Here is a 20,983-nt window from a genome sequence, read left to right on the forward strand (position 1 = left end):
CCCCGGTGTTCCGGGTGACCGCGCAGGACAAACATTACCTCACTCCGCGGACCGGATCGACGCCCGTGCCTGGTGAGCACGGTTCGCGAGGGATTCGGCGCCGCAGGCGGTGGCCAGTTTGTGGGCCCTGGCGAGTTCCCGCGGGGACCGGATCGCGATCCCGTAGTCGACGAGCGCCAGGGCGTGCTCGTACGCCGACGGGGACGACTCCAGGTGGCGCACCGACTCGGACAGCAGGTGAACGGCGTCCTCGGGACGGGCGAAGAGCGCGACACAGCGCAGGGCCTCGCCGATCGCGGTGTCCGTCCCGAAGCGTTCGGCGTGCACTCGGGAGGCGGTGGCCAGTTGGGCGGCGCGCTGCGGGTCCTGCTCGGCCAGGGCACGGGCGAGGTCGCCGGCCCATGGCGCCCAGACGCCGTTGAACCTGCCCCGCGCCTCCAGGGCCCGGCCTGCCGCCTCAAGTTCGTTGACGGCCTCCGCCGTACGGCCCTCGGCCAGCAACAGCCTGCCGCGCAGGCACGGGGCGTCGGGCAGCACCATCGCGCTGGGGTAGGGCGGACCGAAGTCGTAGCGGTCGGCCATCTCGCGGGCCTCGGCGACACGTCCCCGGGCGACCAGGGTGTCGATCAGCAGGCAGGCCGCGTCCCAGTGGACCGGAAGCCCGCTGCCGACTCGGTCGGCGAGGCGCAGTCCCTCACGGAGGAATCCCTCGGCCTCGGCGAGTCGGCCGCGACGGCGGTGCACCAGCCCCAGCAGCGTGTGGGCGAACGCGAGGTGCGCGCCGCTCCATCCGGAGATCTCGAAGGCGCGGACGGCCTCGCCGAACAGTGACTCGGCCCGGTCGAGTCGGTCGGTGAACGCGTAGGTGATGCCGACCAGCGTCGGGAGTTCGAAGCCCCATTCGGTATCGGTCCAGCCGAGTCCCCGGGCGGGGTGGCCGTCGACCAGAGCGCGTTCGCAGAGGTCGACGATGAGCTGGGCGTTCTCGCCCCGCATCATGGCGTCGAAGGCGCGGAGTGTGAGCAGGGCGCGCTCGGCGTTGTCGCGGCCGGTGAGGTGATCGGCGTTCCGGGCGAGCCGGCCGGAACGGGCGGGTCCGTCGTCCTCGGTGGCCTGCATGCCCTCCCAGAGGAAGTGGGCGGCCTGCAGCCGCATCAGGCCGGGACCGGGAGCGGTGCGTGCCGCCTCGGCCGCGAGGGCGCTCGCCGCTTCCTTGAGCTGGTTGTTGTGGGAATGCGCGGCCGCCAGCCGGTACGTCGCGTCGATCCGCCGGTCGTTGTCGAGTCCGGGCATGTCGAGAGCGGCCCGCAGGTGTCGGACCGTGGTGGCCGGGGAGCTCAGCAGTGTGGCACAGCCCAGTTCGTACAGCAGGGTGGCCCTGACGTCCTGGCGCGGCGGTTCCTCCAGAGCGCGTTCGAGGCAGCGGCGGGCGGCCTCCGGGGCACCGACCGCGAGGTGCTGCCTGGACGCTTCGCGGAGCTGCTCGACGAGTTCCTGGTCGTCGTCGGGGTGCACTTCGAGGAGGTGGCGGGAGGCCGCCGCGGCGCCGAGCCCCGCGCGGGTGATCGCCCAGGCGGCCCGGCCGTGGAAGGCGGTGCGGGTGGCCGCCGGGATGGAGCGGTAGACCGCGGAGGCGATCAGCGGGTGGACGAACTCCAGCGGATCGAATCCGGTGACGATACGGGCCTCGCGCAGTTGCGCCGTGCAGTCGGCGGCCTCGGCCTGGCTCATTCCGGCGAGGGTCGCGGCGAGGTCCTGGGAGATGTCCGTGCCGAGGACGGCCGCGGCCCAGGCGAATCGGGTGGCGTTGGTGCCGAGACGTTCCAGCCGGGCGACGAGACCGCTGCCGCGGGCGGACGCGCCGAGTTCGCGCAGCAGCCCGGCCGACTCCTCAAGTGGTGGCAGTTCGCGGTCCTGGACCTTGGCGACGAGTTCGACGGCCTCGTAGGGGTTGCCCCCGGTGACGGCCCACACCTCGCGGCAGAACGGGTCGTCGGTGTGTTCGCCCAGGGAGGCGCGGACGAGTTCGGCGGTGGCGTCCGGGGTGAGGGCGCGGAGCTCCACCCGGGTCTGGGCGGGGCGGGGGTCGATGTGACCGGTCTCCCGGCGCCGCGCCGCCATCTCCTCCGGCCGGTGGGCCTGGACGACCAGGATGGGCAGTTCACCGAGGCGGAGCGTGAACGCGTCCAGCCAGGCGAGGGTCTCGCCGTCGGCCCAATGGGCGTCGTCGATGATGAGCACCAACGGACGGTGGCTCAACCGGGACGCGAGGCGGGACACCACGAAGTCGAGGCCGTCCCGGACGCCTTGCGGATCGGGCTGGGGGCCGCTCGGTTCGGCGAGCCCGAGTGCGGGTGCCGCGATTTCGTACCAGGGGCCGAACAGGGACCTCACTTCGTCGGGCGGGAACTGGTCGAGAGCCGGTTGCAGTAACTGACGGACGACGTGGAAGGGCACGGACGTGACCGTCTCGCCGCCCCGGGCGGACCAGACCGTGCAGCGGTCGGCGGCCCTGGACCGGATCTCGTCGAGGAGTGCCGTCTTGCCGATGCCCGCCTCTCCGCTGAAGATCAGCAGCCCACCGGCGGCCTGGGCGCCGCACAGGGCATCCACGGCTTGTGCGGCAGCGGCGACTTCTGGTTCGCGCTCGTACAGTGGCCGGGACTGCTTCATCCCTACCCTCCCCAAAGTGGTGCGGACGACTGTTGACACTAGTCGTGCGCGAGGGTCGACGGACAGTGGTTCGCACACTTCATCGCAGGTGCGGGGCACAATCGAATGATGGATGCCACCAGCAGGGACCGGGACGCGGAGGGCCGGGCGCGCAACGCGCGTCCCCGTGACGGGTTGGGACGTCCGCTGCCGTACGGGACGCCAGGGGTGGAGCGCCTGCCCGAGGGCGTGGTACGCACCCCGGAGGAGACGTTGCGGGAGGCCCAACGGCTGTTGGACGAGGGGATGCCGTTCCACGCGCACGAGGTGTTCGAGGACGCGTGGAAGTCGGGGCCTGCCCCGGATCGGGAGTTGTGGCGCGGGCTCGCGCAGCTGGCCGTGGGCTTGACGCACGCGGCCCGGGGCAACGCGACCGGCGGCGCCCGGCTGCTGCGTCGCGGCGCGGCGGCTCTCGCCGGTTTCGGGGTCCCCCTGCCGTACGGGATCGGGGGCGACGCGCTGATCGACTGGGCCCGGGAGCTGGCGGACCGGGTGGAGGGGGAGGGTGTCCGGCGCGCGGACGGCGGTGGTGTCGCGGCGCGGCCCGTCGACGCGGCGGACGAGGCGCCCCGTCTGCGGGCCGGGGGCCGGTAGGCCGTTTTCGGTCGAGTTCCGGGTCGTGGGCCGCGGTACGCCGGCGTGGCCCGGTCGGCCCCGGGGCCGCGGCATCGGGCAGACTCGGTGGGGTGAAGAAGATCTACGTCATCGGTATCGGCGCGGGAGACCCCGATCATCTGACGCTTCAGGCCGTCAAGGCACTGAACGAGGTGGACGCGTTCCTCGTCCTCGACAAGGGCGAGGAGAAGTCCGGTCTGACCCGGCTGCGGCGGGACATTCTGGACGCGCATGTGAAGGACCGGTCCTTTCGGATCGTCGAGGCCCGTGATCCGGAGCGCGACCGCGACACGCCGGACTACGCGCCCGCGGTGGACGACTGGCGCCGGCGCCGTGCGGACCTGTACGAGCGGTTCATCGCGCGGGACCTGGGCGAGAACGAGTGCGGGGCGTTCCTGGTGTGGGGCGATCCGGCGCTTTACGACTCCACGCTCGGCATTCTCGACGAGATCGCCGGCCGGGGCGCGGTGGCCTTCGACCACGAGGTGGTGCCCGGGATCAGCAGTGTGTCCGCGCTGCTGGCCAAGCACCGGACGGGCCTGAACAGGGTGGGGCGGCCGGTGCAGATCACCACGGGCCGCCGGCTGGCCGAGGGCTGGCCGGAGGGGGTCGACGACGTCGTGGTGATGCTCGACGCCCGGCAGGCGTTCACCCGCCATCTCGACCAGGACCTGTTCATCTACTGGGGGGCGTACGTGGGGACCGAGGACGAGATCCTGGTCTCCGGTCGCCTTCGCGAGGTGTCGGACCGGATCGAGGAGTTGCGGTCCGAGGCGCGTGCCCGCAAGGGCTGGATCATGGACACGTATCTGCTGCGTCGCGACTGAGCCGCACCGTCGCCGGCGGCGGCCGGCCGCCGGGCCCCGGACACGCCCCGAGGGCATGGACGCGGTCGGGGCGCCGGGGCGCGCCCGGCCCGTGCGGGTCGGACCCGTATCACTTCCGCCACCCGTCTCCCGGACGGTGAACGGACGGGCCCGCAGCCATTACGATCCGGCGTCATGAGCACTTCTGACCAGGACCAGGCAGTGGACACCCCGATAGCCGCTCCCCAGGCCGCCGCCGACGGCGTCCCCGGGGACGGGCCGAAGCGGACGCCCCGGACGTCGGACGCGGAACCGGCCTCCTCGGCAGGCCCGGAGGCCGCTCCCGGTCCCGCCGACGAGGAGCTGGAGCCGGAGGGCTCCGCGGAGGAGGCGTCCGGGGCCGAGGCCGGGGACCGTCGCCTGACGCCGCGTCAGGCACGGCGGCTCCGTGTCGCGCTGTCCTCGGTGGGCATGGCCGCGATGGCGGTCGTTCTCGCGCTGCGGATCGCCAGCCGGTCGTCGGTGCTCGTGGTCGGCGTCTACGGACTCGCGCTCATACTCTGCGGGATCGTGATCGAGCTCAGCAGGAACGGCCGTACCCGGCTCGGCAGTTGGCTGCTCGCGGTGGGTCTCGTCGCGGCGATCGGTTCGGACTGGCTGCTCATTCCGTGACGTGGAGGTCAGAGCACCGCGATCCGTACGGTCGAGCCGTGCGGATCGACCCGGTCGACCCAGTCGGCGCTCAGGTGGAACGGGTGCCCGGGTACGGCGGGCAGCAGCAGCCGCCGACGGTGCAGGATCCGGTCGCCCTGGTGGACGGCGAGCAGCGGTGAGAACAGGGTCCGGGTGGTCCAGAGGCTGAAGCGGTCCCGGACCGGAATGTCGTGCCCCGGGCCGACGAGGTTCGGCGCCACCCATCGCAGCGGAGGGTCGACGGCGACGGGCAGGCGGGCTGTCGGCCAGTCCGCAGCCGCCAGGTGACGCAGGACGGGTGCGGCGACGGCCCGCCCCTCGTCGGCCGCGACGCGGGCGCTCTGCACTCCGTGCAGGAGGTTGCCGACGGCGAAGACACCGGTCACGGTCGTCCGGAACGAGGCGTCGTGCGCGGGGCCCCGGGTGCCGGGGTCGAGGTCGACGGCCGCGCGTCGGGCCAGTTCGTGTTCGGGGATCCAGTCGCCGGTGAAGACGACGGTGTCGCAGCGCAGCGTCGTGGTCCGGCCGTCCTGATGCCGCAGGCCCACGCCGTCGAGCCGTTCCCGCCCGGTCAGCAGGGTGACGGTGGCGTGGGTGAGGAGCGGTGTGCGGTCCCGGTACCGGTTCCACGCGGTGAGCACGGAGGGCGGCTGGTCGGTGACCCGGGCGACGACTTCCACTCCGGCGGCGCGCAGCGTGCCGGTCGCGGCACGACCGACGGGTTCGTCGCCGACGACGACCGCGCGGGTGCCGATCCGTTGCCGGTGGAGGTGAACGGCCTGCTGGAGTTCGCCGGTGGTGTGGACGCCGGACGGGCGGCTGCCGGGTACGAGACGGGCGCTGCGGGGGCGCTCCCGGGCGCCGGTGGCGAGGACCACCGCGCGGGCCGTGATCCGTTCGAGCCCGGTCGGCGCGGTGGTGTCGAGGGTCAGCGGCCCGGCCCACCCGGTGACGGTGACGCCGGTGCGCAGGGCGGCTCCGGCCCGTTCGGCCGCGGCGACGCACGCTCTGGCGTACTCCGGTCCGGTCGTCCCGCCGCTCCCCGCCAGCACCGTTCGTCCTTCACGACCGCCGAAGCCGTCGCGGAAGCAGTGGCGCGGGATGCCGCCCGCGGTCTGCTCGCGTTCCAGGATCTCGACCCGGCCCGCGCCGGACGCGGCGAGTTCGGCCCCGGCGGCGAGGCCCGCGGGGCCGCCGCCGACGACCAGTACGTCGACGGTGCGCTCACGCCGGGTCATGACCGGTCCTCCTCGAAGAGTGCGCGGACCGCGGCCCCGCAGTGGAATCCCTGGCAGCGTCCGTTGCCGGCTCTCGTTCTGCGTCGCAGGCCGTCCGGGGAGCACGGTGGGACCGTCGAGGTCAGGGCGTCGCGGATCTCCCCTGCGGTGACGCGTTCGCAGTGGCAGACGAGGGTGCCGTAGGCGGGGTCCCGGGCGATCAGCGCGGCGTCCTGATACGGGCGGGGACACGCCTCGCCCAGGTTCGGCATGGTGACGGGCGGCAGTTCGGTCGGGTCGCCGAGGTCGAGGCCCGACTCGGCGAGCAGTGCGGTGACATGTGCGGCGATGGCCATGGAGGCGGTGAGTCCGGTGGACCGGATGCCGCCGACGGTGACGCCGCGCCGCTCCGGGTGGGCCCCGATGCGGTAGTCCTCCCGACCGGTGGCGGCGCGCAGTCCGGCGTAGACGGCGGTGACCTCCTCGTCGAGGAGCGCGGGCAGGATGCGCCGGCCCTTCTCGCGGAGCAGGCCGATGCCCTCGGCGGTCGATCCGGTGGCGGTCCTGTCGTCGAGTTCCTCGGCGGTCGGGCCGAGCAGTACGTTGCCGAAGACGGTCGGTGCGACCAGCACGCCCTTGCCTGCGGTGGTGGGCACGGGCAGCAGGATGTGGGTGACGAGGTCCCGGGCGAGCTTGTCGAAGACGATGAGCTGGCCGCGGCGCGGGGTGACGGTGAAGTCGTCGTGGCCGAGTTCCCGGTCGAGTTCGTCGGCGTGCAGCCCGGCGGCGTTGACCAGGTACCGGGTGCGCAGCGGTCCGCGGGTGGTGGCGAGGGTGTGACCGTCGCCGTCGCTGTCGACGTGCCGTACCCGGCAGTCGAGGTGCAGATGGACCCCGGCCCGCACGGCCTGGGTGGTGTAGGCGAGTGGGGTGGTCCAGGGACAGATGATGCTCTCGTCGGGGATTTCGAGCGCGCCGAGTGCTCCCGGTCCCAGATGGGGTTCACGGGCGCGCAGTTCGTCGGCGTCCAGGAGTCGGGCCGCGTGGTAGTCGTTGTGTTCGGCCTTCTTCAGCAGGCCGGGAAGCGCGGCGAGTTGTTCCTGGTCCCAGGCGACGAGCAGGGCTCCGACACGTTCGACGGGGATGCCCGACTCGGCCGCGTACGCGCGGAGCCGGTGCCGGCCCTCGCGCACGAGACGGGCCTCCAGCGAACCGGGCACGGCGTCGAACCCGGTGTGCAGGATGGCGGTGTTGGCCTTCGACGTGCCGTTGCCGATGTCGTCGCAGGCGTCGACGAGTGCGGTGCGCAGCGGGTGGCGGGCGAGTTCGCGGGCGATGGCGGCCCCGACCACGCCCGCGCCGACGACGGTCACGTCGTAGGCCGGGGTGTGCCGTGTTCCGGCCGTCAGAGGTCCGGTCGATGTGACCGTGCCGCCCCGGGCCTCGCGCGTCGTGTCCTTCGTCGTGCGGTTCATCGGGGCTCTCGGGCGTTTCGGTCGGATTCCAGCAGGGTCCGTACGGCGGCGCGGAATCCGGCGAGGCGTTCCGCCGCCTCGTCGGCGCCGATCCGCGGTTCGTAGACGGCGGCGGGCCTCCACGCGGGAAGCGCCTGCCGGAGCGGGAGTCCGGGGTCGGCGCCGAGGCGGGCGACGGCCGCGGCGCCGAGCGCGGTGGCGTCGGGCAGCGCGGACACCTCGACGGGGCGTTGCAACAGGTCGGCCTGGGTCTGCATGAGCAGCGTCGAGCGGGTCAGTCCGCCGTCGGCGCGGAGCGAGGTGAGCGGGGAGCCCTGGTCGGCGGCGACGGCCTCGGCGAGTTCGACGACCTGTGCGGCGATGCCGTCGCACAGGGCGCGCACCAGGTGGCCGGGGGTGGTGTCGAGTCCGAGCCCGGTCACCGATCCGCGCAGGTCGCCTCGCCACCAGGGGGCGGCGAGACCGGCGAGCGCCGGTACGAAGGAGACCCCGCCGGCGTCGGGGACGGCGGCGCCGACGGTGTCGAGGCCGGCGGCACCGGAGATCACGCCCATCCCGGCGAGCCAGTCGACCGCCGATGCGGCGGTGTAGACCTGTCCGTCGAGGCAGTAGCTGGTGCGACCGCCCAGCCGCCAGGCGACGCAACTGACCAGGCCGGTGGAGCCGCGGCGCGGGACGGGTCCGCTCTGGGCGAGCAGGAACGCGCCGGTTCCGTAGGTGCATTTGGCGTCGCCCGGGTCCAGGGCGTTCTGGGCGAGGAGCGCGGCCTGCTGGTCGACGAGGAGACCGGTCAGCGGGATGTCCGCGCCGAAGGCGTCCGTCGTGCCGACGGTGGTGTCGGAGTCGACGACGGCAGGGAGCCGTTCGTCGCCGAGGCCGAAGATGTCCAGGGCCCGGGCCGACCAGCCGGCCCGGTCGAGGTCGAGGAGCTGGGTGCGTCCCGCGGTCGCCGTGTCGGTGACGAACGCCCCGGTCAGCTGATGGACGAGCCACGAGTCGCTGGTGGTGACAACGCCTTCGCATGTCAGTTCCCGGCGGATCCAGGCCATCTTGGGAGCCGCGAAGTAGGGGTCGAGCGGCAGACCGGTGAGGTGTGTCAACTCCGCTTCGTGGGCCGACAGTCGGGAACAGACCGATGCGGAGCGGCGGTCCTGCCAGACGATCGCTTCGGTGAGCGGGCGGCCCGTGTCCGGGTCCCAGGCGAGCACCGTCTCGCCCTGGTTGGCCAGGCCGACGGCCACCACGGGCTCGCCCGCCTCGCCTAACGCCCGGCGTCCGGCGTCGAGAACCGAGTCGAGCAGTTCCGCCGGATCGACCTCGACCGCTCCGCCGCCGCCGTGCCGCGGCCGCACCGGTGACGAACCGGAACCGATCACGCCGCGCTCGGGGCAGACCACGAGGGCCTTGGTTCCCGACGTGCCCTGGTCCACGGCGAGTACCGGGCCTGTCATCGACGCTCCAGCTGTGCGAAAGCTCTGCGGCTTGAACGGAATCGTGATCGTTGATCCGAGACGCCCAGAGTGGTGCAGACCACCGCCCGCGTCAAGGGCCGTCCGGCGCCGGACCCGGAACCAGTGACGAGCAGTCAAGGTGCGTTCTGATAAGTCGACTTGAGTAAGATCCGCGAATCGGTCGGGAGCCCCGGGTAACTGGCCTTACACTCACCGCCGAGCAACAACCTGATGATGCACAGCAGTTCATATTTCAACAGCTGCACCACCCCCCACGTCCCCGAGGACTCATGACACCGACACCCTGTCCCGAGCGCCGACACTCCGCCTCCCGGGCGTTTCACCGCCACACGGATTTCATGCCGCCGGGTTGCGTGACGTGGTGAGGCGACATTCCACCCCCGGCATTCCGTCCCGTCGCACGGGGGCAGGGCGATTCCATGGCCAACAGTGATTTCCGGCCGGTGTATCACCCGGCCGGTCATGACAACGAATTACGGGTCGCGTTACAGGATCTGCGCACCGGACGCTGGTTGTCCATGCGCAATCTGCTGGAGAGCACGCCGGACTGGGCGTTGTGGACCCAGCGCACGCAGGTGCTGGGTGCGGTGGCCGCCGGGTCGGACGCGGTACAGGCCTGGCTGGCCGAGGAGCCCCGCAGCGTGGCCGGTGCCGTGATGCACGCGCGGGTCGTCGTGGAGCGGGCGGTCAGGGCCCACCGCGAGGGCCATCACCGGGCCCGGGAACTGTGGCAGGAGGCGTGGGCGACGTGCCGGACGGCCGCGCACGCCTCGCCCGCCGATCCCGTGCCGTGGGTGTGTCTGCTGGCCCTGTCCCAACTGGACGAGCGCCAGCAGTTGGAGGAGCACCGGGTGCACCCTCCGGGGCCGATGCTCTTCCCCGGCCCGTGGGGTCTGCTCGCGGAGGCCGACAAGCGCGACCCGTGCAACCGTGAGGCGTACCACCGGATGCTCCAGTTCGTGTACGCGCGCAAGGCCGGCGGGACGATCTCGGAGGCGGTCAACTTCGTGCAGTGGGCGTCGTCCTCCGCCCCCGACGGCTCCGCACTGCACGTACTGCCGCTGTATGTCCGGGTCGAACGGTACCGGCGCGAGCACGGACACGAGAAGGCCCTGGATCTGCACTGGGTCACCGAGGACGCGGAGCGGGACGCGATGCGCGCACTGGAGCTCTGGTTCCGGCGTACGCCACCGATCGCACGTTCCCTGCCCGACCTCAACCACGTGGCCCACGCGTTGTGGGGAGCGCTCAAGTTCGCCGAGGCGGCGGCGGTGTTCGAGGAGCTCGGCCCGTACTTCACCTCCGTGCCCTGGGTGTACCGCACACGCGACCCCAAGGGCCCGGGCGGCGCCGAGGAGGTCTTCCTGCGCGCCCGGAACCGCTGCCTCGCCGCGCCCCGCGAACCCGGCCGGGGGCCGCACGGCTGAGCCGGGGGTGTCATCGCCCACCCGCTCCTGCGGCCGCCCGTGTTCCGTGTCCCGGTCCGGCCGCACCCTTCCGCTTCCCGTTCCACCGCTCATGGAGGTCTTCCCATGCCCATATCCACCCCGACCCAGTCGGGCGCGGACGCCGCCCCGCCGACCGACGAGGAACAGAGGCTGCGCGAACTCGGCTACCAACCGGTGCTCGCCCGCCGCATGGGCGGCTTCGGTAACTTCGCCATCAGCTTCTCCGTCATCTCGATCCTCTCCGGCTGCATGACGCTGTACGGCTTCGGCATGTCGACCGGCGGCCCGGCGGTGATGCTCTGGGGCTGGGTGGGTGTCGGCCTCTTCGTGCTCTGCGTCGGCATGGCACTGGCCGAGGTCACCAGCTCCTACCCGACGTCCGGGGCGCTCTACTACATGGCCGACCGGCTGGGCGGTCGCAAGTGGGGCTGGTACACCGGGTGGCTGAACCTGCTCGGCCTGCTCGGCGCGATCGCCGGGATCGACTACGGCGCCGCGTTGTTCACCGGTGCCTTCATGAACCTGCAGTGGGGATTCACCCCCACCCCGGGCAAGACGATGATCATCTTCCTCTGCATCCTGCTGCTGCACGCCGTGCTGAACCTCTTCGGCGTCCGCCTCGTCAGTGTGCTCAACTCCATCAGTGTGTGGTGGCATCTGATCGGTGTCGCGGTCATCGTCACCGTGCTGGCGATCGTGCCCTCGCACCACCAGTCCCCATCGTTCGTCTTCACCGAGTTCGTCAATGGCACCGGGTGGCACAACCCGTTGTACGTGGCGGCGATCGGCCTCCTCCTCGCCCAGTACACCTTCTGCGGCTACGACGCCTCCGCGCACCTCTCGGAGGAGACGTCGAACGCCTCGGTGACGGCCGCCAAGGGCATCGTCCGCGCGATCTGGGTGTCCTGGGTCGCCGGTTTCGTCCTGCTCGCCGGGCTCACCTTCGCCATCCAGGACTACCAGGGCACCCTGGACAGCCCGACCAAGGTGCCTCCGGCCCAGATCCTGATCGACGCGCTCGGCACGTCCGGCGCCACGGCTCTGCTGCTGATCGTGATCGCGGCACAGCTCTTCTGCGGCAACGCGGAGGTCGCCGCGGCCAGCCGGATGGTGTTCGCGTTCAGCCGCGACAACGCCCTGCCGGGTTCGGCCCTGTGGCACAAGGTCAGTTCGCGCACCCAGACACCGGTGAACGCGGTGTGGCTGTCGGTCGTCGTCGCCGGGCTGCTGGCGGTGCCGTCGCTGTACTCCGAGACCGCGTACGGCGCCGTGACCGCCATCAACGTCATCGGCATCACGCCCGCCTACGCCATCCCGATCTTCCTGAAGCTGCGCGCGGGCAACCGGTTCGAGCGCGGACCATGGCACCTGGGCCGCTGGAGCAAGCCGATCGGCTGGATCGCCGTGGTGTGGGTCGCCTTCGTCACCGTGCTGTTCCTGCTCCCGCAGTCCTCCCCGGTGACGGTCGACTCGATGAACTACGCGTCGATCGCCCTGGTCGCCGTGCTGATCCTGGCCACCGTCTGGTGGTTCGTCGCACGCCGCTCGTACAGCACGCCGTCGGCGTACGGAAACGCCCGTGAGCAGGCGCAGATCGAGGAGGACATCATCTGACCCGGCTCGCGCACAGCCGTACGTCCCCGGCCCTCCCCCGCCACCACCGGCGATCGGGGAGGGCCGGGGCGCGCGGCGAAGAATCGCGGCAGAGCGGACCGGCGGCCGTCCCGTCCCGGACGAGGAGCAGCGTTGCGCGCCCTTCCCGGCCACGGCCGCTCGTCCGGCGCATGACGCCCCCGTTCCGGCGCCGGCCGCCCCGCACGCCTGATCACTTGATCGCTTCACTTTCTTACGATCATTCTCTTGACCAGAAACGATCAGTCGATCAGGATTCCTCGTGACCCGCATCAGGAGCCGCAGGAGGTACGCATGCCCGGTCCCGAGCCCGCGGCTCCGGTCGCACCGGGCGTCGCGGGCACATCCGGGTCCTCCCAGGAGACTCCGGCGGACGACGGCCGGGACCCGATGGCCGACGGCACCGGCCCCGGGCCGCGGGCGACGCGTACGCCCGTCCCGCACGACGTGAAAGGCTTCCCTTCCCCATGACCGCTCCCCACCCCGTCCACACCCTCGCACTCCCCGTCGACGACCGGGTGTCGAGCCCTCGCACCGGCTATACGCGTGCGCACTGGGAGGCCGCGGCCGACGGGCTGATCGGGGCAGCCATGAAGTGGGCCACGCCCGGTGGCGCGCTGCTGGACCTCCCGGGCAGGCCGTCCGTGTCCGGCGTGCGTTCCGACGGCCTGGAGGGGTACGCGCGCACGTTCCTCGCCGCAGCCTTCCGGGTGGCGGGCGCGGACGGCGGTGATCCGCACGGCTGGCTCGACCGGTACGCCGAGGGCCTCGCGGCCGGGACCCTCGCCCCCGGCCGGGACGACACCGAGTCGTGGCCGCTGATCCGCGACCACGGGGTCTTCGGCCAGCCCATGGTCGAGTCCGCGTCGGTCGCCATCGGTCTGCGGCTGACCCGGCCGTGGCTCTGGGACCGTCTCGACCCCGGAGTGCAGGACCGCGCCGAGACGTGGCTGCGCGACGCGCTGCGGCACACCCCCTCCCCCAACAACTGGTACCTCTTCCCCTACTCCGTCGCCGGGTTCCTGGAGTCCGTGGGCCGGGGCGACGCGGAGACGGCCCGGGCCAAGGAACGCGCGCTCGGCCTGCTGGAGACCTGGTACCGCGGAGACGGCTGGTACGCCGACGGCGACGGTCGCGCCTTCGACCACTACAACGGCTGGGCGCTGCACCTCTACCCCGTGCTGGACGCCCATCTGTCCGGCGACGCAGGACTGTCCGCGCACCACGGCGCCCGGCTGCGCGAGCATCTGGAGGGCTTCTCGCTGCTGTTCGGGGGCGACGGCGCGCCGATCCACTTCGGCCGGTCGCTGACCTACCGTTTCGCCGCCGCCTCGTCGGTCGCGCTCGGCGCCGTCACCGGGCACACCCCGCTCACGCCCGGCACCTCGCGCCGGTTGATCAGCGGGTCGCTGCGCTACTTCCTCGACCGCGGCGCGACCGGTACGGACGGTCTGCTGAACCTGGGCTGGCACGGTCCGCACGACGCCACGCTGCAGAACTACTCGGCCCCCGCGTCACCGTACTGGGCGTCCAAGGCCTTCGTCTCGTTGCTCGCCCCGGAGGGCCACCCGTTGTGGACGGCGCCCGAGGAACCCGCCCCGAGCGAGGGCCCCGACCGGGTTCTCGCACTGCCCGCACCGGGCCTGCTGGTGCAGACCACCGGGGCGGACGGCATCGTGCGGCTGCACAACCACGGCAGCGACCACGTACGTCCGCACGAGGGCGAGGCGCAGGTGGCGGACGATCCGCTGTACAGCCGTCAGTCGTACTCCACCGTGACCGGTCCGACGTCGGCGGCGAACACGGCGGACAACCACGTGGCCGTGGTCGTCGCCGGAACACGCAGCGGTCGCCGTGCCATCCGCGCGCTGGGAGCGGGCGGGGGTGACGGTTGGGGGTGGGCCGCCTCCTGGCACCGGCCCGTGTTCACGTCGGGGCCGCCGATGGTGCCGGGGCTTCGGGTGGAGAGCGTCACCGTGGCACGCGGCCGGTACGAGCTGCGCGTGCATCGGGTGGTCGGCGCGCCGGACGGGGCCCGGGTGGAGCAGACGGGCTGGGCGACCGGTCGCGACGACACCGTCGTGTCGGCGCTGCACGGCCTGCACGGCTGGGAGACCCGGGACGTGGTGCGGGCCCCGCAGGGCACCGCGTACACGCCGTGGGCGGTGGTGCCCCGACTGTCCGCCCCGGCGAGCGGGACGATCGTGCTGGTGGCGCTCGCGTCGCTGACCGCCGAGCCCGGGGCGGCGCCGCTCGACGCCGTGGTGAGCGGCGTCGGGGTGGACGGGGACACGGTACGGGTGACCTGGGCCGACGACGCGACGACGACCCGGATCGACTTCGATCCGCTCTCGGTCGCGCACGGCTGAGCAGCGGCCGGACGGCGGGGTGTGCGTGCCGGCCGGTCTCCGGGTCCGCGGCCGGGCCGCGGACCCGGCTTCGACGGCTGTCGCCCGGGGAGTGGTGGACCGCTCCCCGGTCCGTCCGCGCGGAGGTTGCCGCGTACACCCCCGCGCGGGGGCCGGGTTACGCGTCGGTGCGGATCACCACCACCAGGGTGCGCGGGCCGTGGACGCCCTCCACCCGCTCCAACTCGATGTCCGATGTGGCGGAGGGGCCGCTGATCAGCGTCGTCGGCCGGTCGGGCACCAGCCGGGCCACCGCCTCCGGCACGCCCACCTCGACCGTCGACAGGTCGACGACGCACACATGCAGGTCGGGGACGAGGGAAAGCGCCCGCCTGCCCTGGTCGGGCGATCCGTCCAGGAAGATCGTGCCGGTCTCGGCGCAGCCGACGGCCGAGGCGGTGACGACACCGTCCAGCGTGTCGAGGGCGGGAGCCGGAGTGCCGGCGGAGTCCTGCCGGACCTCGCCGTCGTGGGCGGCGAGCCACGCCGGGTCGAGGCCGGCCGGCACACCGATCCGTCGTGCCCCGTGCTCCCGCAGCGCCTCGGCGACGGTCCGCGCGGTGTGGTCGGCGGTGCAGGTGAGCACCTGTGCCTTGTAGTCGACGAGCCGGTCGGTGAAGAGCGCCAGGCGCTCGTCGTCCGCGAGGGTGCGGCCGGTCCGGTAGGCGCGGGGGACGGGGACGTCCCGGGGCGGTGCGAGGGTCAGGGCGTCCCTGATCCGGCCCAGGACCGTTTCGCGTGCGGTCGTCACTCGTCCTCCTCCTTCGTGTGCCGGTTCTTCGTGTGCTCGTCGGCCGCGGTCCGCATCGCCGCGGCGCCCTCGGCCGATGCCAGCCAGGCGCGGAAGGACTGCTTGGGCGGGGCGGCGGTGTCACGGGCGGCGCTCCAGCCGTCGAACGGCGGTGGCAGATGCGAGATCTTGCCGTCCCGCCCGGCGACGACCCGGCCGACCGCCGCGCCCCGCTGCGCGGCCGTGTACAGTCCGGGTCTCCTCATCACCCCGGCGGCCGCCCTCATCGCCAGTTTCTCCGCCGTCATGCCGGTCCGCTCGGTGTGCTGGTGGCGCAGTTCGACCAGCAACGAGGGAATGTCGATCTTGACCGGGCAGGCGTCGAAGCAGGCGCCGCAGAGACTGGAGGCGTACGGCAGCGAGCCGTTGGGATCGTCCTTGGCCATGTCCATCCCGGCGAGCTGCGGGGTGAGCACCGCGCCGATCGGTCCCGGGTACGTCGATCCGTACGCGTGACCGCCGGCCCGTTCGTACACCGGGCAGACGTTCAGGCAGGCCGAACAGCGGATGCAGTTGAGCGCCGCGCGTCCGACCCGGTCGGCGAGCGCCGCCGTGCGTCCGTTGTCGAGCAGCACGAGGTGGAAATCCTGCGGCCCGTCGCCGGGTGTCACCCCGGTCCACATCGAGGTGTACGGATTCATCCGCTCGCCGGTGGAGGAACGCGGCAGCAGTTGCAGGAAGACCTCAAGGTCCTGGTAGCGCGGCAGCACCTTCTCGATGCCCATGACGGTGATGAGGGTGTCGGGCAGGGTGAGGCACATGCGGCCGTTGCCCTCGGACTCGACGACGCAGAGCGTCCCGGTCTCCGCGACACCGAAGTTGGCGCCCGAGACCGCCACCTTGGTCGTCATGAACTTCTCGCGCAGATAGGCGCGGGCCGCGGCGGCGAGATGTGCGGGAACGTTGTCCAGGCGCGGGTCGACACCGGGGATCTCCTTGAGGAAGATCTGCCGGATCTCGTCGCGGTTGCGGTGAATCGCGGGGACCAGGATGTGTGACGGCCTGTCGTGGGCGAGTTGGACGATCAGTTCGGCGAGATCCGTCTCGTAGGGAGTGATGCCTGCCGACTCCAGGTGCTCGTTGAGGCCGATCTCCTGGGTGGCCATCGACTTCACCTTGATGACGTCGGTGCTGCCGGTCGCCCTGACGAGCCGGGTGACGATCTCATTGGCCTCGACGCCGTCGCGCGCCCAGTGGACGGTGCCACCGCGCTCGGTGACCTTGCGCTCCAGTTCTTCGAGCAGTTCGGGAAGCCGGTTCATGGTGTCGGTCTTGATGGCCGAACCGGCGTCCCGCAGTGCCTCCCAGTCGGGGAGTTCGCCGGTGACGCCCAGGCGCTTCGCGCGGATCGTGTGGGTGGCCCGGCCGAGGTTGCGGCGCAGTTGCTCGTTGCGCAGTTCGTCGTGGGCGGCCTTCGGGAACGTACGGTCGCCGCGCAGATTGCCCGTTCCGTACGGGGAACGGGGCGGGGGCGTGGGCATGCCGAGGAAGGTGCTGCTCATCGGACGGCCTCCGTCGGGACGTAGGGCGCGGTGCGGGTGGCGGAGAGGACCTGCGCGAGGTGCAGGGTCCGGGTGCCCGAACTGATGCGGGACAGGCCGCCGCCGATGTGCATCAGGCACGACGAGTCGCCCGCGGTGCAGACGTCGGCCTCGGTGGTGGCGATGTTGCGCATCTTGTCCCGGAGCATCGCCGTCGACGTCTCGGCGTTCTTGATGGCGAACGTGCCGCCGAACCCGCAGCAGGCGTCGGCCTCGGGGAGTTCGACGAGATCGATGGAGTCGACGGCCCGGAGCAGTTCGAGCGGCTTCTCGCCGACCCGGAGCATGCGCAGGGAGTGGCACGTCGGGTGGTACGTCACACGGTGCGGGAAGTAGGCGCCGACGTCGGTGACGCCCAGGACGTCGACGAGGAGTTCCGACAGCTCGTACGTCTTGGCCTTGACGATGGCGACCCCCGCCCGCAGCGCCGCGTCCCCGTACCGCTCGGCGACGATCTCGTGCTGATGCCGGACCGATCCCGCGCACGATCCGGACGGCATGACGACGGCATCGATCGACACGTCACCGAACTGCTCGGCGAAATTCCGCACCAGCGGCACGGGCTCGCGTTGGTATCCGGTGTTGACGTGCATCTGTCCGCAGCAGGTCTGTCCGGGCGGGAACACCACGTCATGGCCGAGCCTGGCGAGCAGGACCGCTGTCGATTTCACCGCCTCGGGGAAGAGCGTGTCTCCCAGACAGGTGGCGAAGAGTCCGATGCGCATGGGTCTCTCCGATCTTTTCGTTACGTCGCGTCATTTCGTTACGTCGCGATTCCCTTATGGTCTGACCATACTAAGGGCTGTCCCGTAATCCCCGGCGGATCAGCGCGCGACGCCGGACGGGAGCGGCGTCTCGCGGGACGGAGGGACACGGAGAAAGGAATGTCCTGCGCATGACAATTCTTGCCCGGAGCCCACCGCGTCCTCGCGACCGGGGCGGGGGCGGTGCCCTCAGCTCTCGGTCCCGCTCCCGTCGACCAGGGTGCCGTGCAGATTGCGGATGTGCCGTTCGACCAGGTCGGCGGCGCCCGCCCCGTCGCCCGCCCGCACCAGCGCCAACAGTTCGGCGTGCTCGGCGTTGAGAGCCGCGGCCGCGGTCGGCCAGTCCTCGACCCGCTCCAGGGCCCGCAGGATCAGCGGACGCACCGACTCGCGGACGGCGGATGTGAGCGTGGAGGTCAGGGCGTTGCCGGAGCCCCGGGCGATACAGACGTGGAACCGGGTGTCCATCTCGTTGAACTCGGACACCGTGACGCCCGGCTCACCCATGCGCGCGACGAAGCCCTCCGCCTCGTCGAGATCCCGCGCCGAGGCATGGCGCGCCGCAGCCTCGAAGCTGGACCGCTCCAGCGCGACGCGCGCCTCCAGAACGTCGTGCAGGCCGTAACTGCCCAGGGCGAAGTGCAGACGCAGCAGCCGCCCCAGGGCGTCGTCCGGGTTGCGTACGATCCGCGCGCCCGCGTCCGGCCCCCTGCCCGGCTGCGCGACCAGCACACCGATGGTCTCCAGCACCCGCAACGCCTCGCGCAACGCGGAACGGCTGACGCCGAGCACCGGCGCGAGCTCCCGCTCGGGGGGCAGTCGGTCCCCGGCCCTGAGTTCCCCGGCGAACACCCGCTGCTCGATGCTCTGGAGCACGAGTTCGTGCGTGCGGGACTGCCGTACGGGCTGCCATTCGACCGGCATCCGTCACCCCCTGCCTCGGCCGGAACCATCCGGTCGCCGTCCGCTCTGCTGCACAGCTTCCACTATGTCACATATAACGTATGGTCCGACCAGAAAGCTGTCGGCGCATACATCCGTCACCGGCCCGCCGAACTCCGCGGACCGGTGACGGCCGGGTCCGCGTCGGACACGACGACGGCGGGCGTGTCCGGACACACCCGCCCGGCTCGGCGCCGAAGGGCCGTTCAGTCGCCGAAGGCACCATGGCGGCCCGCACCGCCGTCGAACCGGGCGGCACCGGCCCGGGTCTCCCCGGCCGTCAACGGCACCAGGCCGTGCCGATGCTCCACCGCCAGGGCATCCCTCTCACCGAGGCCGTGCTGTTCCCGCACCGAGAGCCGGTCGTGGCGCAGGCACAACTGCGGGAAGGCCGCCAGTTCGCGGGCCAGGCGCTCCGCGGCGCCGCGGGCCTCGCCCGGCGGGACGATCCGGTTGGCGAGCCCCATCGCATACGCCTCGGGGGCAGGAACGGGACGTCCGGTGAGGATCATGTCCATGGCCCGGCTCTCACCGATCAGACGCGGCAGCCGCACGGTCCCGCCGTCCACCAGCGGCACGCCCCAGCGGCGGCAGAACACCCCGAACACCGCGTCCTCCTCGACGACCCGCAGATCGCACCACACGGCCAGCTCCAGTCCCCCGGCCACCGCGTGTCCGGACACCGCCGCGACGACCGGCTTGCTCAGGCTCATACGAGTGGGCCCCATGGGCCCGTCGCCCTCGGCCCGGACCCGGTTGCCGCGGCCGGTACCGATGCTCTTGAGATCGGCACCCGCGCAGAACGTGCCGCCCTCGCCCCAGAGCACCGCCACCGACGCCTCGGGATCGGCGTCGAAGGCGCGGAAGGCATCCGCGAGCAGGTCCGCCGTCGGACCGTCCACCGCGTTGCGCACCTCGGGCCGACTGAGGATCACGGTGAGCACGGGGCCGTCGCGCTCGACCCGCACCGCCGGTTTCTCGTTCATCGTCCGCCTTCCCGCAAGGGGTTGCGCAGGGGCCCGGCGCGAAACCCCGCGCCGGGACGTACCCCGATGGTGCACACGGAGCACACTCCCTTCCACCGGATTCATCTGATTCTCACGTGATCGCTCTACGGTGGGCGGTGTGACCCAGACGAGCCCGCCCGGCTGGCATCCCGACCCCGGGCATACAGGAATCGGTCCCCTGCACGAACGCTGGTGGGACGGCAATCGCTGGACCGACCACCTCCGCGTGCCGCCCGCCGCGGTCCGGCGGCGCCGCATGCGCGTCGGCGCCGGAATCACCGTGGGTGCGGTCGTGCTCGCCGCCGTCGGGGGCGGCCTCTTCCTCCTGTCGGACCGCTCCGGCGACCCGAAGCGGGACGCGGCCACGGGCCCGTCCGCCGCGCCCTCCGGCGCACCCGGCGGCGGTGGACGCGAGGGCGGCGGGCGCGGCGAGGACGGGGTGCCGGGCCAGGGCCGGCCCCAGGTGGAGGACGGCTATGCCACGGATCTGCTCAGCGGCATCGGCCTTCCCGTGCCGGACGGCTGGAAGGGCCAGTCGGGCATCGGGGGCGCGGGGGTGACCACGGGCGAGTACCCCTGCCCGGGCGACACCTCCGAGCAGTGCGTGCGCGGCGGAGTGTTCTCCATGCCCGCGAAGTCGCTGAAGCTCGACACGACGACGGCGAAGGCCACGGCGGCACAGGACATCTCCGCCAACGCCGAGGAGTCCTACGGCGAGAAGATCTACGGCGGCATCACCTCGCACGAGCAGCTCAAGTCCGAGCCGGTCACGGTGGCCGGCCGTCAGGGCTACCTGGTGCGGTGGAAGGTGGTGACGAAGAACGGCGACAACGGGTACGTCCAGTCGTTGGCCTTCCCGTCCCCCCGTTCCGAGGACACGATGATCGTCGTCCGTTCCGGTTTCGACATCGATCCCAAGGCACCGCCGCTCTCCGTGATGGACGACATCACCAAGGGCATCAAGGCTGCCTCCGGGGCGCGGTCCGGGCCGGGCACCACCGTCTGAGAGCTGCCCCGCGCCCCGCACGGGCCCCCTCGGACGGATCGCGTCCGGCGGGGCCCGCACCGCGCGTACGACGGAACTGAGTACGAGGGACGGCCGGGCTGAGTACCTCGCCCGATCCGCCCTCGGGCCGGGTCCGGTCGAATGACGGCCATGGTTCCCGACGTACCGCACCGTCGCCGCATGCAGCACATGACCACGGCGGGCACTGCCCTGGCCGTGACCCTGGGCCCGCTGGTCATCGGGGTACTGCTGGCCAAGACCATGGCGACGGATCCGATGACCCCGGTCAACGCTCTGGTGACGAGGGGAAGCCAGCCCGTGCTCCTCTCCCCCGCCGAGTGGTGCGGCTGCGGCACCCGGGCGTTGGGCCGGTGGCGGGGCCGACTCGGCCTCCGCCCGCATCCGGGAACGCCCGGACCGTGGCGGCCCGGGCGTTCCCGGAAACTCTGAGGGGC

At 72.2% G+C, this 20,983-nt stretch carries 17 protein-coding genes; 8 read left to right on the top strand and 9 right to left on the bottom strand.

Annotated features, from left to right (window positions below; genetic code table 11):
- Positions 1–39 precede the first annotated feature (39 nt).
- Entirely contained in the window at positions 40–2,673 is a 2,634-nt protein-coding gene (locus ACF1CT_RS18825) for an ATP-binding protein (protein ID WP_391784977.1), read from the bottom strand.
- A 108-nt stretch (positions 2,674–2,781) separates the two neighbouring features.
- Here ACF1CT_RS18825 and ACF1CT_RS18830 point away from each other — a divergent pair, with 108 nt between their 5' ends.
- The 3 genes from ACF1CT_RS18830 to ACF1CT_RS18840 all read left to right on the top strand — a co-directional run bounded on the left by ACF1CT_RS18830 (position 2,782) and on the right by ACF1CT_RS18840 (position 4,805).
- On the top strand, positions 2,782–3,306 hold the full coding sequence (locus ACF1CT_RS18830; RefSeq protein ID WP_391784978.1) for a DUF309 domain-containing protein: 525 nt from the start codon (positions 2,782–2,784) through the stop codon (positions 3,304–3,306).
- A 92-nt stretch (positions 3,307–3,398) separates the two neighbouring features.
- Entirely contained in the window at positions 3,399–4,154 is a 756-nt protein-coding gene (gene cobF, locus ACF1CT_RS18835; RefSeq protein WP_391784979.1) for a precorrin-6A synthase (deacetylating), read from the top strand.
- A 174-nt stretch (positions 4,155–4,328) separates the two neighbouring features.
- Positions 4,329–4,805, top strand: a complete 477-nt coding sequence (locus ACF1CT_RS18840) for a hypothetical protein (RefSeq protein WP_391784980.1) — start codon at positions 4,329–4,331, stop codon at positions 4,803–4,805.
- A gap of 8 nt (positions 4,806–4,813) precedes the next feature.
- On the opposite strand, the gene ACF1CT_RS18845 is transcribed toward ACF1CT_RS18840, so the two are convergent.
- From ACF1CT_RS18845 to ACF1CT_RS18855, 3 genes are read right to left on the bottom strand one after another with little or no spacing between them, the layout of a single operon-like run.
- Complete coding sequence (locus ACF1CT_RS18845) at positions 4,814–6,064, bottom strand: FAD-dependent oxidoreductase (RefSeq protein WP_391784981.1); 1,251 nt, start codon at positions 6,062–6,064, stop codon at positions 4,814–4,816.
- Positions 6,061–7,518 (bottom strand): NAD(P)/FAD-dependent oxidoreductase, encoded by a 1,458-nt coding sequence (locus ACF1CT_RS18850; RefSeq protein WP_391784982.1) that lies wholly within the window; start codon positions 7,516–7,518, stop codon positions 6,061–6,063. Before ACF1CT_RS18850 ends, ACF1CT_RS18845 begins: the two co-directional genes overlap by 4 nt.
- On the bottom strand, positions 7,515–8,969 hold the full coding sequence (locus ACF1CT_RS18855; RefSeq protein WP_391784983.1) for an FGGY family carbohydrate kinase: 1,455 nt from the start codon (positions 8,967–8,969) through the stop codon (positions 7,515–7,517). Before ACF1CT_RS18855 ends, ACF1CT_RS18850 begins: the two co-directional genes overlap by 4 nt.
- 440 nt (positions 8,970–9,409) lie before the next feature.
- Here ACF1CT_RS18855 and ACF1CT_RS18860 point away from each other — a divergent pair, with 440 nt between their 5' ends.
- From ACF1CT_RS18860 to ACF1CT_RS18870, 3 genes are all read left to right on the top strand, one after another.
- Positions 9,410–10,417 carry a hypothetical protein gene (locus ACF1CT_RS18860; RefSeq protein ID WP_391784984.1) on the top strand — a complete coding sequence of 336 codons (1,008 nt, stop codon included), beginning with the start codon at positions 9,410–9,412 and terminating at the stop codon, positions 10,415–10,417.
- Between the two features lie 105 nt (positions 10,418–10,522).
- Positions 10,523–12,052, top strand: a complete 1,530-nt coding sequence (locus ACF1CT_RS18865) for an amino acid permease (RefSeq protein WP_391784985.1) — start codon at positions 10,523–10,525, stop codon at positions 12,050–12,052.
- 485 nt (positions 12,053–12,537) lie between these two features.
- Positions 12,538–14,439 (top strand): DUF2264 domain-containing protein, encoded by a 1,902-nt coding sequence (locus ACF1CT_RS18870; RefSeq protein WP_391784986.1) that lies wholly within the window; start codon positions 12,538–12,540, stop codon positions 14,437–14,439.
- Positions 14,440–14,596: 157 nt separating this feature from the next.
- On the opposite strand, the gene ACF1CT_RS18875 is transcribed toward ACF1CT_RS18870, so the two are convergent.
- From ACF1CT_RS18875 to ACF1CT_RS18895, 5 genes are all read right to left on the bottom strand, one after another.
- Positions 14,597–15,229: a lactate utilization protein C gene (locus tag ACF1CT_RS18875; protein WP_391784987.1), complete on the bottom strand. Its 633-nt coding sequence runs from the start codon at positions 15,227–15,229 to the stop codon at positions 14,597–14,599.
- The gene (locus ACF1CT_RS18880) at positions 15,226–16,770 is read right to left on the bottom strand and encodes a lactate utilization protein B (protein ID WP_391784988.1); all 1,545 of its coding nucleotides are present in this window, start codon (positions 16,768–16,770) and stop codon (positions 15,226–15,228) included. The genes ACF1CT_RS18875 and ACF1CT_RS18880 overlap by 4 nt, the downstream gene beginning before the upstream one ends.
- Positions 16,767–17,534, bottom strand: coding sequence for a (Fe-S)-binding protein (locus tag ACF1CT_RS18885; RefSeq protein WP_391784989.1), 768 nt, complete (start codon positions 17,532–17,534; stop codon positions 16,767–16,769). The genes ACF1CT_RS18880 and ACF1CT_RS18885 overlap by 4 nt, the downstream gene beginning before the upstream one ends.
- Before the next feature lie 228 nt (positions 17,535–17,762).
- Entirely contained in the window at positions 17,763–18,497 is a 735-nt protein-coding gene (locus ACF1CT_RS18890) for a FadR/GntR family transcriptional regulator (RefSeq protein WP_391784990.1), read from the bottom strand.
- Between the two features lie 224 nt (positions 18,498–18,721).
- Positions 18,722–19,501 (bottom strand): crotonase/enoyl-CoA hydratase family protein, encoded by a 780-nt coding sequence (locus ACF1CT_RS18895; protein WP_391784991.1) that lies wholly within the window; start codon positions 19,499–19,501, stop codon positions 18,722–18,724.
- A 139-nt stretch (positions 19,502–19,640) separates the two neighbouring features.
- Here ACF1CT_RS18895 and ACF1CT_RS18900 point away from each other — a divergent pair, with 139 nt between their 5' ends.
- Positions 19,641–20,528, top strand: coding sequence for a DUF2510 domain-containing protein (locus ACF1CT_RS18900; RefSeq protein WP_391784992.1), 888 nt, complete (start codon positions 19,641–19,643; stop codon positions 20,526–20,528).
- A 180-nt stretch (positions 20,529–20,708) separates the two neighbouring features.
- Entirely contained in the window at positions 20,709–20,978 is a 270-nt protein-coding gene (locus ACF1CT_RS18905; RefSeq protein WP_391784993.1) for a hypothetical protein, read from the top strand.
- Positions 20,979–20,983 lie beyond the last annotated feature (5 nt).

This window comes from Streptomyces sp. NPDC014734 (genome assembly GCF_043083325.1).
GTDB lineage: Bacteria > Actinomycetota > Actinomycetes > Streptomycetales > Streptomycetaceae > Streptomyces.